General features: G+C 45.0%; 14 protein-coding genes. 7 read left to right on the top strand and 7 right to left on the bottom strand.

The features are described from left to right. Position 1 precedes the first annotated feature (1 nt). The 7 genes from WHS38_07880 to WHS38_07850 all read right to left on the bottom strand — a co-directional run bounded on the left by WHS38_07880 (position 2) and on the right by WHS38_07850 (position 9,232). Positions 2–829, bottom strand: coding sequence for a 4Fe-4S ferredoxin (locus WHS38_07880; protein MEJ5300893.1), 828 nt, complete (start codon positions 827–829; stop codon positions 2–4). A 12-nt stretch (positions 830–841) separates the two neighbouring features. Continuing rightward, a complete protein-coding gene (locus WHS38_07875) occupies positions 842–1,300 on the bottom strand; it encodes a hydrogenase iron-sulfur subunit (protein ID MEJ5300892.1) in 459 nt (152 codons plus the stop codon). Between the two features lie 9 nt (positions 1,301–1,309). Beyond that, positions 1,310–3,058, bottom strand: a complete 1,749-nt coding sequence (locus WHS38_07870) for a CoB--CoM heterodisulfide reductase iron-sulfur subunit A family protein (GenBank protein ID MEJ5300891.1) — start codon at positions 3,056–3,058, stop codon at positions 1,310–1,312. Beyond that, positions 3,055–4,434: a CoB--CoM heterodisulfide reductase iron-sulfur subunit A family protein gene (locus tag WHS38_07865; protein ID MEJ5300890.1), complete on the bottom strand. Its 1,380-nt coding sequence runs from the start codon at positions 4,432–4,434 to the stop codon at positions 3,055–3,057. The genes WHS38_07870 and WHS38_07865 overlap by 4 nt, the downstream gene beginning before the upstream one ends. Positions 4,435–4,442: 8 nt before the next feature. Beyond that, positions 4,443–5,600 carry a (Fe-S)-binding protein gene (locus WHS38_07860; protein ID MEJ5300889.1) on the bottom strand — a complete coding sequence of 386 codons (1,158 nt, stop codon included), beginning with the start codon at positions 5,598–5,600 and terminating at the stop codon, positions 4,443–4,445. Positions 5,601–5,687: 87 nt separating this feature from the next. Further along, positions 5,688–6,119: a hydrogenase iron-sulfur subunit gene (locus WHS38_07855; GenBank protein MEJ5300888.1), complete on the bottom strand. Its 432-nt coding sequence runs from the start codon at positions 6,117–6,119 to the stop codon at positions 5,688–5,690. A 29-nt stretch (positions 6,120–6,148) separates the two neighbouring features. Then, positions 6,149–9,232, bottom strand: a complete 3,084-nt coding sequence (locus WHS38_07850) for a CoB--CoM heterodisulfide reductase iron-sulfur subunit A family protein (protein MEJ5300887.1) — start codon at positions 9,230–9,232, stop codon at positions 6,149–6,151. Positions 9,233–9,868: 636 nt separating this feature from the next. On the opposite strand from WHS38_07850, the gene WHS38_07845 reads away from it, so the two are divergent. From WHS38_07845 to nrfD, 7 genes are all read left to right on the top strand, one after another. Beyond that, positions 9,869–10,135, top strand: a complete 267-nt coding sequence (locus tag WHS38_07845) for a hypothetical protein (GenBank protein MEJ5300886.1) — start codon at positions 9,869–9,871, stop codon at positions 10,133–10,135. Between the two features lie 121 nt (positions 10,136–10,256). Further along, on the top strand, positions 10,257–10,805 hold the full coding sequence (locus WHS38_07840; GenBank protein MEJ5300885.1) for an RsbRD N-terminal domain-containing protein: 549 nt from the start codon (positions 10,257–10,259) through the stop codon (positions 10,803–10,805). Between the two features lie 95 nt (positions 10,806–10,900). Then, the gene (gene dsrM, locus WHS38_07835) at positions 10,901–11,926 is read left to right on the top strand and encodes a sulfate reduction electron transfer complex DsrMKJOP subunit DsrM (GenBank protein MEJ5300884.1); all 1,026 of its coding nucleotides are present in this window, start codon (positions 10,901–10,903) and stop codon (positions 11,924–11,926) included. A 19-nt stretch (positions 11,927–11,945) separates the two neighbouring features. Then, the gene (locus WHS38_07830; protein ID MEJ5300883.1) at positions 11,946–13,571 is read left to right on the top strand and encodes a (Fe-S)-binding protein; all 1,626 of its coding nucleotides are present in this window, start codon (positions 11,946–11,948) and stop codon (positions 13,569–13,571) included. Next, positions 13,558–13,977 (top strand): sulfate reduction electron transfer complex DsrMKJOP subunit DsrJ, encoded by a 420-nt coding sequence (dsrJ, locus tag WHS38_07825; protein MEJ5300882.1) that lies wholly within the window; start codon positions 13,558–13,560, stop codon positions 13,975–13,977. The genes WHS38_07830 and dsrJ overlap by 14 nt, the downstream gene beginning before the upstream one ends. Before the next feature lie 15 nt (positions 13,978–13,992). Next, positions 13,993–14,787, top strand: a complete 795-nt coding sequence (locus WHS38_07820; GenBank protein ID MEJ5300881.1) for a 4Fe-4S dicluster domain-containing protein — start codon at positions 13,993–13,995, stop codon at positions 14,785–14,787. Positions 14,788–14,815: 28 nt separating this feature from the next. Beyond that, positions 14,816–15,976, top strand: coding sequence for an NrfD/PsrC family molybdoenzyme membrane anchor subunit (gene nrfD / locus WHS38_07815; protein MEJ5300880.1), 1,161 nt, complete (start codon positions 14,816–14,818; stop codon positions 15,974–15,976). The last annotated feature ends 26 nt before the right edge of the window (positions 15,977–16,002 follow it).

The following is a 16,002-nucleotide window of genomic DNA, read 5'->3' as shown; positions in this document are numbered from 1 at the left end:
TTTATGCGACAGTGTTAAGTGGGCACACACTGTCATCTTTTACACCTGTTTCATATCCGAATTCTTCTTTAACTATAGCATTAATCTTTCGGTAAAGAGTTCTTAAGGGTATATCTGCTGGACACGTTTCTTCACAGAGACCACAATCAATACATCTACCCGCCATATGAACGGCTCTAACAAGATGGAAAATTGGGAACTCGGCGGGTGTAAAACCAGGCTTTACAAGAAGTGGATCTTCTAAAGAGCAATCCTTGCAGAAACAGACCGGGCAGATATTTCGGCAACCGTAGCATTTTATGCATCGGGAAAAAGCATCATCCCAGAAAGCTTTCCTTTCAGCAAAGGATTTTTCTTCTAGCAGTTCTAAGGCATCATGACGGATTTCTTCAGTCACTGGAGTTCCCGCAATCAAAGCGTCAGGATAGGGTTTTTTACAACCGCAGCGGTTAACCCATTCTTTTGAGCAGGCTATACCAACAATAACAAGTCTATCAATGGAGATTTGATTCCATTTGGACATTTCTACAATCGCTCGCTCGTCGCAACCCCTAACCAGCACTCCAATCTTTCCATCAGGATAAACTTCTAAAAGCCGCCTGCAAACATCACTTAAGGGATACCTTACATCACCATAATTCTCGTCATTGCCGAGATCCAGGGCATCCAACTCAGCGACATCTTTAAATAGGGCGGGTATCGGGTGCCCCCCTTCCCTTTTATACCCGATAAATGCCTGTATTGTTCCCTTTTCGAATAAATCCCTAACGTAAGCTTTAACCTGATCTAATATCTGTCTGGTCACCTGAGCTTCCTCACGTTCAAACATTGTTACAATCCCTCACTGACATTGCTCACAAACAAGAAGATTTGCATTTTCTCGTTCTTTCTGTCTCAGCGGTGAAGGACCGAGTTTTATCAGCTCATTTGTAAAATCTTCGATTGTTTCCACAAGCTCGGAAGCTTCCGCTGAAGAAACCCACCTCACTCTCAACCGTTCAGGCTCAATACCATAGAAAGGCAGAAGTTTTTTCAAAAGCCGCATTCGCTTTTCAGTCATATAATTTCCCGTCTGATAGTGACAATCGCCCAATCGACATCCTCCGATAAGCACTCCATCCACCCCCTCCTGGAAAGCTCTCAATACATGATGAGGCGAGACGCTCCCAGAGCACATAACCCTTATAACTCTTATGTAGGGTGGATACTGCAATCGACTGACCCCAGCCAGGTCAGCAGCTGCGTATGCTCACCACGTGCAGAAGAAGCACAATATGGTTGGCTTAAAAATCTTTTCCATTGTTCCCCCTTATAATTCGCAACTCACAAACATTTCCCTCAGAGATTCCATTGTTGCGCGCACTTGAGAAAGAAGCTGTTTGGGCTTAAATCCCTTCAGTTGAACGCTCTGGGACGGACAGGCAGCAGTGCAGGCACCACATCCTTTACACAATATCGGGTTAACCTGACACACGTGTCTATTTTCATCATAAGTAATCGCCCCATAGGGACATATCCTCAAGCAACCCTGGCAACCACAGCAGGTAGATGCATCCACTTCTGCCACGAGAGCACTGGAAACAACTTTTCCTTTAGCAAGAAGCGATACCGCTCTGGCAGCCGCTCCCATTCCCTGAATGCGAGCTTCCTCAGCCGTGCACGGGAAACGGCAACTACCGCAGAGAAAGACTCCATCAGTGGCAAAATCTAGGGGTCTCAGTTTGACATGAGCTTCTAGGAAGAAGTGATTTGCGTCGGTTGGAATGCGCATAAATCCAGCAATCCCTGTTGCCTCATCGGAAGCCACAAGGGGAGTGGAAAGAACAACAAGATCGACAGGAAGTTCCTGGACTTCGTCGCTAAAAACTTTGCTTTTAACCAGCACTGTATTGTCTTTTATCGTAGGAGGATCTAACTGATCATAAACATAAAATTTTATGCCCATGGAGCGAGCCTTCCAGAGCATAGCCTCAAATTCGGATCCGTAAGTCTGCATGTCTCGATACAAGATGGAAACTTTTATATCAGGAAAGCGCTCTTTCAATATAACGGCATTCTTTACGGCAGTGGCGCAGCAGATACGACCGCAGTAAGTCTTTTCACCTTCCTTTGTAGATCGAGCTCCAACACACTGTATCATCACAACATGGCGAATATCATTTCCGATACTTCCGTCTTTTAGTTTCTGCTCTAATTCAAACTGGGTTATAACTTTTTCGCCGTCATACCCGTAATTTCCCCTATCTGGCATGTATGGCTTAGCACCAATAGCAACTACAACCGCACTTACGGATTCCCGCACAACACCCTGATCTTTAGTGTCCAGCTCTATACGGTAATTTCCAACATACCCCTCAATACTTCTGATAGATGATTCTTTATAAAGCTTAATCCCGGGATGATGTTCTACTCTCTCTATAAGAGGTTTCAGCAGATCATCAGGATTATGAAGATGAGGTGCAAGGCTATTCAATCGAAGCGTTAAGCCGCCGAGTTGAGGTGATTTCTCAATAAGCACCACCGAAACACCCATGTCGGCAAGGGATTCTGCCGCCGAAAGCCCGGCCACACCGCCTCCAATTACAGCCACTCTAGCTTCAATAGGCATTTCAATATCTTCCTGAGGTTCAAGGAACCATGCCTTTGCCACTCCCATGCGCACAAGGTTTTTAGCCTTTTCGGTAGCTTCTTCGCGATTATTCATATGAACCCAGGAACATTGATCCCGGATATTCACCATCTCGAAAAGATAGGGATTTAAGCCTGCTTCTTTGCATGAACTCTTAAAGAGAGGTTCATGAGTTCTTGGAGAACATGAAGCTACTACCACTCTAGTTAATTTCTTTTCCTCAATGGTTCGCTTGATCTCTGCTATGCCCGATTCTGAGCAAGTGTAGAGGTTCGTCGTGGAAAACACAACTCCCGGTAGAGTGGCAGCGTAGTCTGCTACCTCTTTGCAATCTAGATAACCAGCAATATTTGACCCACAATGGCAAACAAAAACGCCAATTCTGACATCTTCTGGTTTCAATATGCGCCTCTGCGTTGGTTTCCTCATTGCCCTACCACCTTTCTTGACTCTTTAAGCACAACCTGGGCAACTCTAGCTGCAGCACTGCTTGCCTGAGCCACCGATTCAGGAATATCGGCTGGACCGCGAGCGCAACCGCACACGAAAATGCCTTCTCTTGTAGTATCAAAGGGCGCAAACGGTTGTGTTTTTATAAAGCCGAAGGTATCGAGTTCAATACCGAATCTTTCAGCAAGCACCGGAGCATCCTTTGGAGGAAGACAAGCCGAAGCAAGAATTACAATGTCAAATTCTCTGGAATAGACTCGCCTCGCCATAGTATCTTCATACCATACGATCGGAAGCCCATTATGCCCCTTTGTAATTTCGGCTACTCTACTGCGCACAAATTTTATCCCGATCTGCTCAGCCTTAAGCCGATATTCTTCAAAGCCCTTCCCGACAGCTCGAATGTCCATCCCAAAAATCCAGGCATCCACTTCGCTGTCATGTTCTTTGGCGATTATTGCTTCCTTTATCGAGTGCATACAGCAGAAGCCCGAGCAGTGAATGGAACGACGACCATCTCTCGAACCTACACACTGAATAAAGGCTAACCGTTTAGCATGAGGAAGATGCTCAGGCATTTTCTTCTTACCAACAAAATCCGCCGGGCGATAAAGATGTCCGGCTGTAGGACCACTTGCAGAAAGAAGCCTTTCAAACTCTATAGCTGTCACCACGTTTGGCACTCTACCATAGCCGTATTCAGTGATCCCCTCCGGCTTAAACACTTCATACCCCACAGCCAATACAATCGCTTCAACTTTTCTCTGAATAATCTTATCTTCCTGAAAGTAATCAATAGCCTTAGCCTGGCAGATTTTTGCACAGACGCCGCATTTTTTTACTTTGCCTCCAACACCTTCCTTTTCGGCTCTAAGTCCCGCAAGGTGACGGCAGGCATCAGGGTCTATAGTGTATGTAGAAGGAATACCCTGGGCAAAATAGCGATAGATCGCTTTCCGCTCCCCAAGTCCTTCATTGTAAGGATCGGAAACCCTTGTTGGACACTTTTCAGCACAGGATCCACATCCCGTGCATTTGCTTTCATCCACGTAACGGGCTTTTTTTCGGATCGTCACATCAAAGGATCCAACCGTCCCGTCAACCCTTTCCACTTCAGAATAAGCAAGAAGTTCTATCTTTGGATGTCGACCGACATCCATCAACTTAGGCGCAAGAATTCAGATAGCGCAATCGTTAGTAGGAAAGGTTTTGTCAAGTTGAGCCATCTTCCCGCCGATTGAAGGTAGCTTTTCCACCATGTGGACAAAAAAGCCCATCTCGGCAAGATCCAGTGATGCCTGAATGCCTGCAATTCCTCCACCAACAACCAAAACGTGATGTTCTCTATCTCCCATCATTTTTTCTATTTCCTCGCTATGTGACGAGCTAGAAACACAAACAAATCTTCAATCTTTAACTGTTTTGCTCGGTGATCCTCCGGAAGCGCCGTCTTTGCACAACTTAAGTGGATAAAGCACTTGGGACAAGATGTAATAAGAACCTTTTCGGAGTTTTCCCCATAAACCGTGTCGAAAGCTTCTTCCAATCGATCAAACTGTATAGCCTTAGAACAGGAAGAACACTCAATCCAGGCACTTGTGCCACAACAGAGAGCGTTTTCCCGACTTCTTTCCATTTCAAAGCGCTCTGATCCAGAAACCGCATCAATTAGCATTCTTGGCGAATCGTAAATACCGTCGAAACGCCCTAATCTGCATGGGTCATGGTAGGTTACTCGCTCAGACACATCGGAAGATCCGTTAGAAAAGAGTTCTTTCAGTTGATCAAGTCTCTGAGAGAAAAACTCCGAAGCATATACGATCTGAAAAGGCAGTTCCCCGAAAATTTTTGGATATTCCTGCTTGAAAGTAAGGTATCCTTCCGGGCAGGAGAATATAACGGTTTTAGCTCCCGAACGCTTTACAGCATCCAGATTTTTCTTAGCAAGCTTAACGAACGTTTCCTCATCACCGGTCCACAAAGCGTCATGCCCACAACAGACTTCCTCATTACTAACTACAGGCTCAATCCCCAGGGCATTCAGCAGTGTTAGCACAGCTTCAGGGACATTCATCGGACGGATTTCTAGATACTGAAAAACTGAGTTAAGGTAGGGAGCACAGCCTACAAAGTAGAAATATTCTCCCTGCTCTTTAACTCGCCACTGAGACGCCCAGCCAGTTCTCCTTTGTGCAGGAGACCTTAATTGAAGCCTGGGTATGATATGAAGGACTTCATGATGGCTTGGTTGGGGAAGCGCCCCCCCTTTTCTGGCTTTTTCCCGATACTCATTAACGACTCTGGGTATATCAATAAGAGCCGGGCAACGAACGCTACACCTGGCACAGGTAATGCAGCGCCAAATAACAGGCGACCGAGTTACTTCATCTGTCCGATCGACAAGAAGGCGCTTAATAACAAGCCTTGGAGAAAAATCCTCATAATTTCTTGTTACAGGACAACTCCCGGCACAGACTCCGCATTCCATGCAGTAAGCAATTTGTTCATCCGTTAGCTTCATAACCTTAGCCTCTACAATTCCTTGGTAACGCTAGAGCAAGTCTATAATTTTTTAGCAAAATGCATTCATATAGACGCTTTTTTGACTCTATAACGCTACTCTTTCACCCTTTTCGGCATTATTTTCCAATACTGCTTTCAGATATGCCACAAAATCTTTTATTTCTTCAGCAAACCGGGCTCCTTCAGAGGCAGAAACCCACCTAAGTCTCAACCGCTCAGAATCCATACCAAGTGTATCAAGAATTTCTTTCGTCCTCTGAACCACCTTCTGAGCTTTGACATTACCATCCAGGTAATGACAATCGCCTATATGTCATCCAGCTACAAGCACACCGGTAGCACCACGTTCAAAAGCTTTTAATATAAAGCCTTCGTTAACGCGTCCCGAACACATAAGGCGGATAAGCCTTACATTTGTCGGGTATTGCATTCGGGACACTCCAGCCAGATCGGCACCCGCATAGGCACACCAGTTACAAACAAAAGCAACAATAAGAGGTTCTTTTTGACGATTCATCGAATCCCCTCACCAAACGGGATAATTACTTACACATCACTTGTTACCGCATCTTTAGAAACGCCACTTAAAGCTTCGAGCATTGCCAGGACGTGTGTATCCTTAAAGTGAGCAAGAGATGCCGCCCCTGTTGGGCATGCGACATTGCAAGCACCACATCCTGTACACAAAGCTGGATCCACTTCAGCTTTAACACCCTTCCCTTCGGATCTTCGATCAACCACCTTAATAGCTCCAAAGCTACAAACCTTCTCACATTCTCCGCAGCCTCGACAAAGGAAAGGATCGACGTTTGTTACCACAGCATCCGAGAACATTTCTTTACGAGACAAAACAGTAGCGGCTCGAGCCACGGCTCCCTTTGCCTGAGCTATTGCTTCGTAGGAGAATTTAGGTCCCTGAGCAAGCCCACAAACAAAGAATCCCGGTGTAGCAAAATCCAGAGGACGAAGCTTTATGTGAGCTTCAAGGAAAAAGCCGTTTTCATCAAGAGGCAGTCTTAACCGCTCAGCCAATTCTTTTTGGTCTTCCTGAGGTCTAATGGCAGCACTAAGAACAACGAGATCAGCCGGGATAGAAAGATATATACCAGTAATAGGATCTCTTACACGAACACTCAAGGTCTGGTTTCCATGATTTGGAACAACCTGCGGCTTTTCTTCGAGAGAAAATCTAACAAATCGGATTCCCTTCAATCTGGCTTCACGATAGTAGTGTTCACGAAAACCGAAGGTTCTGATGTCACGATAGAGAATTGTTACGTTGATGTTAGGATTTATCTCCTTGCATATTAACGCATTCTTTATAGCCATTGTGCAACACAGTCGTGAGCAGTAGAGATTACCAGGCTCTCTCGATCCAACACACTGAATCATAACTAGATGGCGTATTTGCTTAATTCGTTCAGGGTTGGTGAAGAGAATATGTTCTAAAAGTCGCTGGGTCAGCACAGCATCATGTTGACCGTAAAGATACTCTGACGGCTTATGCTCTCTACCACCTGTTGCAACTATAACCGCTCCCACTTGAACCGTTTCCTGTCCTTGAGGAGTATTTATAAAAGCAGTAAATCGACCGCAGGTTCCTTTAATCTCGCTGACTTCAGAATTCAGAAAAACTTTTATTCGATCATCTGCCTGGACAGACTGGATAAGCTCATTCACATACTTTGATACAGGAAAACCGGTTTCTATTTGATGCAGTGTCCTTGCCAATCCGCCAAGCTGACCGGTTTTTTCAACCAGCATCACTTCAAATCCCTGTTTGGCAAGCTCGTAAGCAGCCGTAAGTCCTGCTAGTCCTCCACCAATTACAAGTCCTCGCTGAATCACTTCATAAGAAGAGTCGTAAAGAGGCTCGAGAAGTCTTGCTCTCGCTACAGCCATCCGAACAACTTCTTTGGCTTTCTGAGTAGCCTTTTCCGGCTCTTGTTGATGCACCCAGGCTATATGCTCTCTTATGTTAGCCTGTTCAAAGAGATAAGGATTAAGCCCGGCTTCTCGTAAAGTGTTTCTAAAAAGAGGTTCGTGAGTTCTAGGCGTGCAGGAAGCAACTACAACTCGATTCAGTTTATATTCATTGATAACTCGCTTTATCTCCAGTTGCTGATCTGTCGAACAGGCAAACATACAGTTTGAAACATAAACCACATTGGGAAGAGTTGCGGCATACTCTGCTACTTCCTTTACGTCCACTACGCCGGCAATATTTATTCCGCAGTGGCACACAAAAACTCCTATTCTGGGCCCTTCGCCTTTAACGTCTCTTTCGGGCGGTTGAGCCGGCACGTGGACCATCGTATTCCTGGCTGATGCTAGAAAAGCCATCGCCTCTTCTGCAGCGCTACTACCCTGCTGAACACTATCCGGAATATCTTTGGGTTCCTGAATGACTCCGCAAACAAACACGCCAGGGCGAACAGTTTGGGTAAGATGGAAAGGATGGGTATCGGCAAAACCGTAAGTATTTACGGGCACATGAAGAACCTTCATAGCATCAATAACTGAAGGATTAGGGGAAAGCCCTACAGATAGAACAACCATATCAAAGGTTTCGGTAAAAAGCTTTTGATCTTCGGTTACATAAGTTATATCCAGGCGCTTACCCGTAGCATCCGGAACAATTCGAGACACTCTACTACGGACGTATCGAACTCCATACTCACGCTTGGCTCTTTCTACAAAGGCGTCAAACCCCTTTCCGTGAGCTCGCATGTCGATATAGAAAATGGTTGTCTCTGCCGATGGATCATGCTCTTTGGTAACCATCGCCTGCTTCGTAGCATACATACAACATACGGAAGAGCAATATTCTATTCCCTGAGCGGCATCACGGGATCCAACACACTGGATCCAGGCAATACGCTTTGGTTCTTCGTGATCTGATGGGCGGATTATATGCCCCTGGAAAGGTCCAGCAGCGGACGAAATGCGCTCGTATTCAATCGCCGTAACCACGTTTGGCCAGCGACTGTAACCCAATTCCTCCATAACTCTGGGATTAAAGGGCGTATATCCTCCTGCGAGAATAATTGCGCCACTGGGAATCGTTACAAATTCATCTTTTTGTTCGTAGTCTATAGCCTTGTTCTGGCAGAATTTCTGGCAGATTCCGCATTTTCCTTTAGTGAACATTCGGCAGTGAACCGGATCTATAGTGTAAACAAGAGGCACCGCCTGCGGAAAAGGTATATAAATCGCCTTGCGGGAACTTAACCCAAAATTGAACTCATCGGGAACCTTGGTAGGACATTTAGTAGCACAAATGCCGCAGCCAACACACTTTTCGGGATCTACATAACGGGCTTTTTTTCTGACGGTAATTTCAAAGTTTCCCGGTTCTCCCGATACGGCTGCAAGTTCACTATAGGCAAATAATTCGATATTAGGGTGGTTGGCAAGTTCCACCAGCTTTGGACCCATCATGCAAGACGAACAATCGTTTGTGGGAAAGGTTTTATCTAGCTTTGCCATTACCCCTCCCACGCTGGGGCTAGACTCGATCATGTAAACTTTAAAACCGGCGTTAGCTAGATCCAGAGCCGCCTGAATGCCAGATATACCACCACCTACAACAGTAACCGCACCTGTGAGATGACTTGCCACAGATGACATCTAAGTCTCCTGTAATAGTGATTATCTTTTGACCCCCTCCAAAGACTTCACGTTACATCTACTAATCGGCAGAGAAAATGTCAAGAGAGATAGGAGAGGGTGTTCTAAAAAGTGGTTGATATGTTCGTAGCGCCGGCCATTTTACGATATTGGTTGATGTGCATATAGGGGATATTGTAGGGGCGACCGGCCGGTCGTCCCTACATGTAAAACAACCTCACAGGGGGAGGAGAAAGTTCTGGCCGTTTGTAGGGGCAGGCCTTGTGCCTACCCTATTATGGGGCAACCACAAGGGGTTGCCCCTACGATGATGCCTTGAATGACGAAATTCAGTTTGGAAATCTTCCTAGACTCAGGTGGCTAAAAAACAACTTCAATATATGATTCACCGCATAACTGTGGGACGACACATGGGTTGCCCCCACAATTTATTACGGAGTTTTTAAAACACCCTCAGATAGATAGAAGTTTGTTCAGAAAAGTTGAATAAATTATTATAAGGTATAGCATACTGTGCTCTAATTATTGGTTTTTTACCTTCCCGGGAAAAAGAGATTGACAAAGGCATGTAGTGTATGATTTCACAATTATTGCCCAAGGGAAATAAATACCTTTACTCAAAAGAGAGGGATACCAATGCATCACCACGATGAACATCATCACAATCATCACCATAGTCATAATTCGGAGGAAAGCCAGGATTTAAAAGGTAGGTTTGCAAAGCGAATCTCTCATTGGAAGCACCACAACGAAGACCATCTTGAAAGCTATAGAGAGTGGGCAGCAAAGGCTGAAGAGATGGGCTATGAGAAAATAAGCGAACTACTAAAGGAAATATGCCGAAAGACTGAAGAACAGAACGAAATATTTCATAAAATCCTGGAAATTTTGGAAGCCAGGTAAAAGGATTGGATGTGCTTATTAGCACGAATTATCTTGACCGAGTTTAATAAGGGGTGTTAAAAGGGAAGAGGCTTACGGGGTGTTGTATTTTAGCAACATTGGAAAACTTCGGTGATGTCTTATGGAATGGATTGAGTTGCTGGAGCGCAATAAACAAAAGGTCATTGAAACCTGGTTTCAGAGAGTTATCGAAACTTACCCGGAGGAAACTGCAAAATTCATTAAAAGTCAGAAAAATCCTTTTCTTAACCCGGTAGGAGCAGCAATACGGGAAGGTCTGGAAGGCATATTGGAATGGGTTATATCTGGAGGAACATCCAAGGAACTTATTCCATTTTTGGACAGGATTATAAGGATCAGAGCTGTCCAGGAATTTAAACCTTCAGAGGCTCTCCAGTTCATAGTTGACCTTAAAACGGTCACAAGAAACATTTGTCTAAAGGGCAAAGAGAAAGAATCGACTGTTTCCTTTGAATCATTTGATGCATTGGTGGATAGACTTATAATGGAAAGTTTCGATGTTTTTGTAAAATGTCGTGAAGATCTTTACGAAGTGAGACTTCAAGAAGTAAAAAACAGAACGTTTCGGTTGCTTCAGAGAGCGGGGATGCTCTACGAGATTTCACCCAATTCTGAAACAGATCCTGAAAAGGGGAATGAAGGACAATAGTCCTTTAAGAATAATATATTGTCAGTGGTTCGATTGCAAGAATAGGGGTGTGGATAGTTAAAGTGTTAAACATTAAAAGAGCGAGGTGAGATGTTATGGGAATGAAGTTTGCTCTAAGTATTGTGCTCGGCCTAGCTCTTGCAGTAATCGTTGGAGTAAAGTTGCTAGGACTTCAGTATGTTTTCGGGGTTATTGTTCCTTACTCAGCTTTCGCTATTTTCCTCGTGGGTTTTATTTACCGGATCATAGATTGGGCCAGATCGCCTGTTCCCTTTAGGATTCCAACGACTGCAGGACAACAGTATTCTTCTCTACCCTGGATCAAGCCATCCAAGTTTGACAGCCCTTATAACAAGCTAGGTGTTGTTGTCAGGATGGCGCTTGAGATCTTAGTCTTTCGTTCACTTTTCCGAAATACCAAAATGCAACTTAGAGAAGGTGGGAAGCTTACTTATCATTGGGAAAAGTGGTTATGGTTGGCAGCTCTCGTTTTTCATTACTCGTTCCTGGTGATTTTGTTAAGGCATCTTAGGTTTTTTGCGGATCCCGTTCCAGGACTTATTCAATGGCTTGAAAAAGCCGACACCTTCTTTGAAATGGGACTTCCAGGAATTCTTCTTTCAGACTTTGTTCTTGTAGCAGCCGCAACGTATCTTTTTATCAGACGAGTCATCATTCCTCAGGTTAAATACGTATCCCTTCCAGCCGATTACTTTGTTTTATTCCTCATTCTGGGTATTGCACTTACTGGTATGCTTATGCGATACGTATGGAGAGTAGATATTGTATCCATTAAGCAGCTAACGATGGGGCTTGCAACCTTCCATCCTACAGTCCCAAGTGGACTGGGTGTTTTGTTCTTCGTTCATCTTTTCTTGGTAAGCACGTTGTTTGCCTACTTCCCCTTCAGTAAACTCATGCACATGGGTGGAATATTCCTTAGCCCAACCAGAAATCTTCCAAATAACAACCGCATGGTAAGACATGTAAATCCATGGGATTACCCTGTAAAGGTTCATAAGTATGAAGATTATGAGGAAGAATTCCGTGAAAAGATGGTCGAAGCCGGGCTTCCCGTAGAAAAACCTTTGGAAGGGATGGAAGAAGAAAAAGCCGAGTAATAACAAGGAGTGAGGAGATATGGCAAGCGTTCCTAAACCAAACGAACTTCTTAAAAGCATTAACCATACACCACCTGAAACGTGGTGGATGGATAAGCCGGTGGAGTTCCGTCCCGGAACTTTCTGTAATGCTTCACGACCACAATATCTTGAAGCTGTGGGTTTTCCTTTTGCAAGAGAATGGAGAGTAACCGACGATGATTGGAAGCTTCCACCAAACTGGAAAGAAATCTACATAAACGGCATAAAGGAACGCCTTGAGCGTTTCAGGACGTTTAAGGTTTTCATGGATATTTGTGTTCGATGCGGAGCATGTGCTGATAAATGTCACTTTTTCATTGGAAGTGGCGATCCTAAAAACATGCCTGTTCTTAGAGCAGAACTGCTCCGCTCGATTTATCGTCGTTATTTCACAACATCAGGGAAACTTCTTGGAAGGAAGGCTGGAGCGAGAGATTTAACAGAGGAAGCCTTTAAGGAGCTCTGGTATTACTTCTTCCAGTGCACCGAATGCCGCCGTTGCTCTCTATTTTGTCCCTACGGCATTGACACAGCTGAAATCACCATCATAGGTCGGGAACTCCTGAATCTTCTCGGTTGCAACATAGACTGGATCATGGGACCCGTATCCAACTGCTACCGCACGGGAAACCATCTGGGTATTCAGCCTCATGCATTCCGTGACATGATTGAATTCTTCTGCGACGAAATAGAAGGTGTTACAGGCGTTCGACCCGAACCGTCCTTTAACCGTAAGGGCGCCGAAATCCTATTTGTAACCCCATCAGGTGACGTATTCGCCGACCCGGGAACTTATACCTGTATGGGATATCTTATGCTTTTCCATGAATTGGGTCTCGACTACACCTGGAGCACATACGCATCGGAGGGTGGTAACTTTGGCTTTTTCACCTCTCACGAAATGGCAAAGCGGCTTCACTATAAGATCTATGCAGAAGCGGAACGCCTCGGGGTAAAATATATTATAGGCGGCGAATGTGGCCACATGTGGCGTCTCATTCATCAGTATTTATCTACCTGGTGGGCTCCACCAAAAAATCTGGAGGTCCCTGTATCTCCTATAACAGGAACCCGCTTTGAACACGCTAAGTCAACCAAGATGATCCACATTGTTGAATTCACCGCGGATCTTATCAAACATGGAAAACTAAAACTCGATCCGAGCAGAAACGACAATCTAGTGGTCACTTTCCACGACTCCTGTAATGTGGCTCGAGGCATGGGAATGTTTGAAGAACCTAGATACGTAATCAAGAACGTGTGCAATAATTTCTACGAGATGCCACCTGAAACTACAAGAGAGCAGACCTTCTGCTGCGGAAGCGGATCTGGATTGAACACTGACGAATATATGGAAATGAGAATGAGGGGAGGGTTACCAAGAGCAAACGCTGTAAAATATGTAAATGAAAAACACGGCGTTAATATGCTCGCCTGTATCTGCGCCATAGACCGTGCTGTTCTTACACCTCTTATGAACTATTGGGTCCCCGGCGTTCAGGTTACTGGAGTTCACGAACTGGTTGGTAATGCTCTAATTATGACCGGTGAACAGGAACGAACAACCAACCTGCGTGGTGAACCTTTGCCAGGTATGGAGGAAGAAACCGATGAAGATCTATGATGCAAAACCCATTTTGATCGGTTTAGTTATATTCATAGGCTTTGTTAGCCTGCCCTTCTGGCTAAACGGCGGCAAGGCTTCCCCTCCGCCCGATCCCAAGCTCGACACACCAGCAATACAAATTCTTGAGAAGAAGGAATGTGTGGCGAGCAAAGACTACATGAGAAAAGCCCACATGGTGGTTCTTAACGATTGGAGAACTCAGGCGGTTCGCAACGCAAAACGTTACTACGTAACTGCAGGAGGAACTACTTATCCAGCCAGTCTGCAGCGTGCCTGTATGAGATGCCACTCCAATAAAGCTCAATTCTGCGATACCTGTCATAACTATATAGGGCTGGCACCATACTGCTGGGACTGCCATCTGCCGCCGAAACAGGAAACAGCTCAGGCAACCAAGAAGTAAAGAGGAGAAGAGACAATGGATGAAAAAAGAAGGAATTTTCTTAAGATAACAGGTGCTTGCGTTCTGGGAGTCTCGCTCCTACCTGCGCTAAAAGTATCAGCCGCAAAAAAGGTCACAGAAGAAAAGGGACCAACTTATAAAGCGCATCCAAAGGCTCTTCATGGGAAACGCTGGGCTATGGTGGTGGATGTTAAGCGTTGCCAGGAACAAAACAAAAAAGGCGAATGTCGAAAATGCATTGAAGCCTGTCATAGCCTTCATAATGTGCCCACAATTCCAAACGAGAAAGAAATCAAGTGGATCTGGAAAGACAATTTTGAACATTCATTCCCGGGCACAGCTCATGAATACGTGCCGGAGGATTTCCACGAAGGGCCCTTTATTTTGCTTTGTAACCATTGTTCTAACCCGGCTTGCGTCAGAGTATGCCCGACTAAAGCCACATTTCAGCGAGCCGATGGTATTGTTATGATGGATCATCATCGCTGTATAGGCTGTAGATACTGCATGGCGGGATGTCCTTTTGGAGCAAGAAGCTTTAATTGGCGTGATCCAAAGCTATATCTTACCCAGCTTAACTATGACTACCCGATAAGACGTCGAGGCGTGGTAGAAAAATGCACCTTCTGCGATGAACGTTTGGGAGAGGGATTGCTTCCTGCCTGCGTAGAGGCCTGCCCTGCAAAAGCTCTAATATTTGGAGATCTAGATGATCCATCATCTGAAGTGCGTCGCATACTTAGTAAGCGGCTCAGCCTTCGCAGGAAGCTAGAGGTTGGAACACAACCGAATGTGTATTACCTGGTGTAACCCATATTTCTCTCAGTGAGGTAGAGCCATGTTTGACAGAGTTTTCACTAAATCAGGGGATGATTTTAAGAAGCTGTTAAAGTTGCTTAGCGTGTTTATAGGGCTTGGATTTATATGTTACCTGTTTCAATACTACCGAGGCTTGGGCATCACGGGCATGAGCCGTGATGTTTCCTGGGGATTGTATATCGCCCAGTTTACTTTCCTCGTTGGAGTTGCAGCTTCCGCTGTTATGGTGGTGCTCCCCTATTATCTCCATAACTTCAAAGCCTTTGGTAGGATTACCATTCTTGGAGAATTCCTGGCTATAGCCGCCGTCTCCATGTGTCTCCTATTCATTATCGTTGACCTTGGAATGCCTCATCGTCTTTTCAATGTGCTTCGTTACCCCACTCCCAACTCCATACTTTTCTGGGACATGGTGGTTCTAAACGGATACCTACTCCTGAACATACTCATCGGCTGGAATGTGCTTGATGCAGAACGCATGGGCGTTGCACCTCCAAAATGGGTAAAACCTCTTATCTATGTCTCCATACCCTGGGCAGTCAGTATTCACACTGTAACGGCCTTCCTTTACGCAGGTCTTCCAGGACGTCATTTCTGGTTGACGGCTATTATGGCTGCGAGATTTCTTGCTTCGGCATTTTCTTCAGGTCCTGCTCTTTTGATACTGCTTGCTCTCTTCATCAAGAAGAGAACTAAATTTGATCCCGGCGAAGAAGCTATCCAGGCTCTGGCAAAAATCGTAACTTATGCTCTCATCATCAGCGTCTTTTTCGTGCTCCTGGAACTTTTCACCGCTTATTACAGCCAGGTTCCAGGTCATACGAACCACTTTAACTATCTATTGTTTGGTCTTCACGGTCACGCTGAACTTGTGCCCTGGACATGGCTGTCAAACATCCTTGCTGTGGTTGCTCTTGCGCTTCTCATCAATCCCAACACTCGAAAACAGGAAAAGACCCTTAAGATTGCATGTTTTGCCACTTTCTTCTCGCTCTGGATCGAGAAAGGAATTACGCTTGTTATTACAGGTTTTATCCCCAACACATTTGAAACCATTACTCGCTACATACCGACAATTCCCGAAGTGTTTATTACTCTTGGGGTCTGGTCAGCAGGATTCTTTATCCTAGCTGTGCTGTATAAGATAGCCGTAAGCATTAAAGAAGAATTAGGAGCATAAAAGAGTTCAACCAATATTCTTTTCAA

The organism is Thermodesulforhabdaceae bacterium, from assembly GCA_037482015.1.
GTDB lineage: Bacteria > Desulfobacterota > Syntrophobacteria > Syntrophobacterales > Thermodesulforhabdaceae > JAOACS01.
Note: the sequence above shows the minus strand (reverse complement) of the source record. Positions and strands in the feature narration are given on the sequence as shown.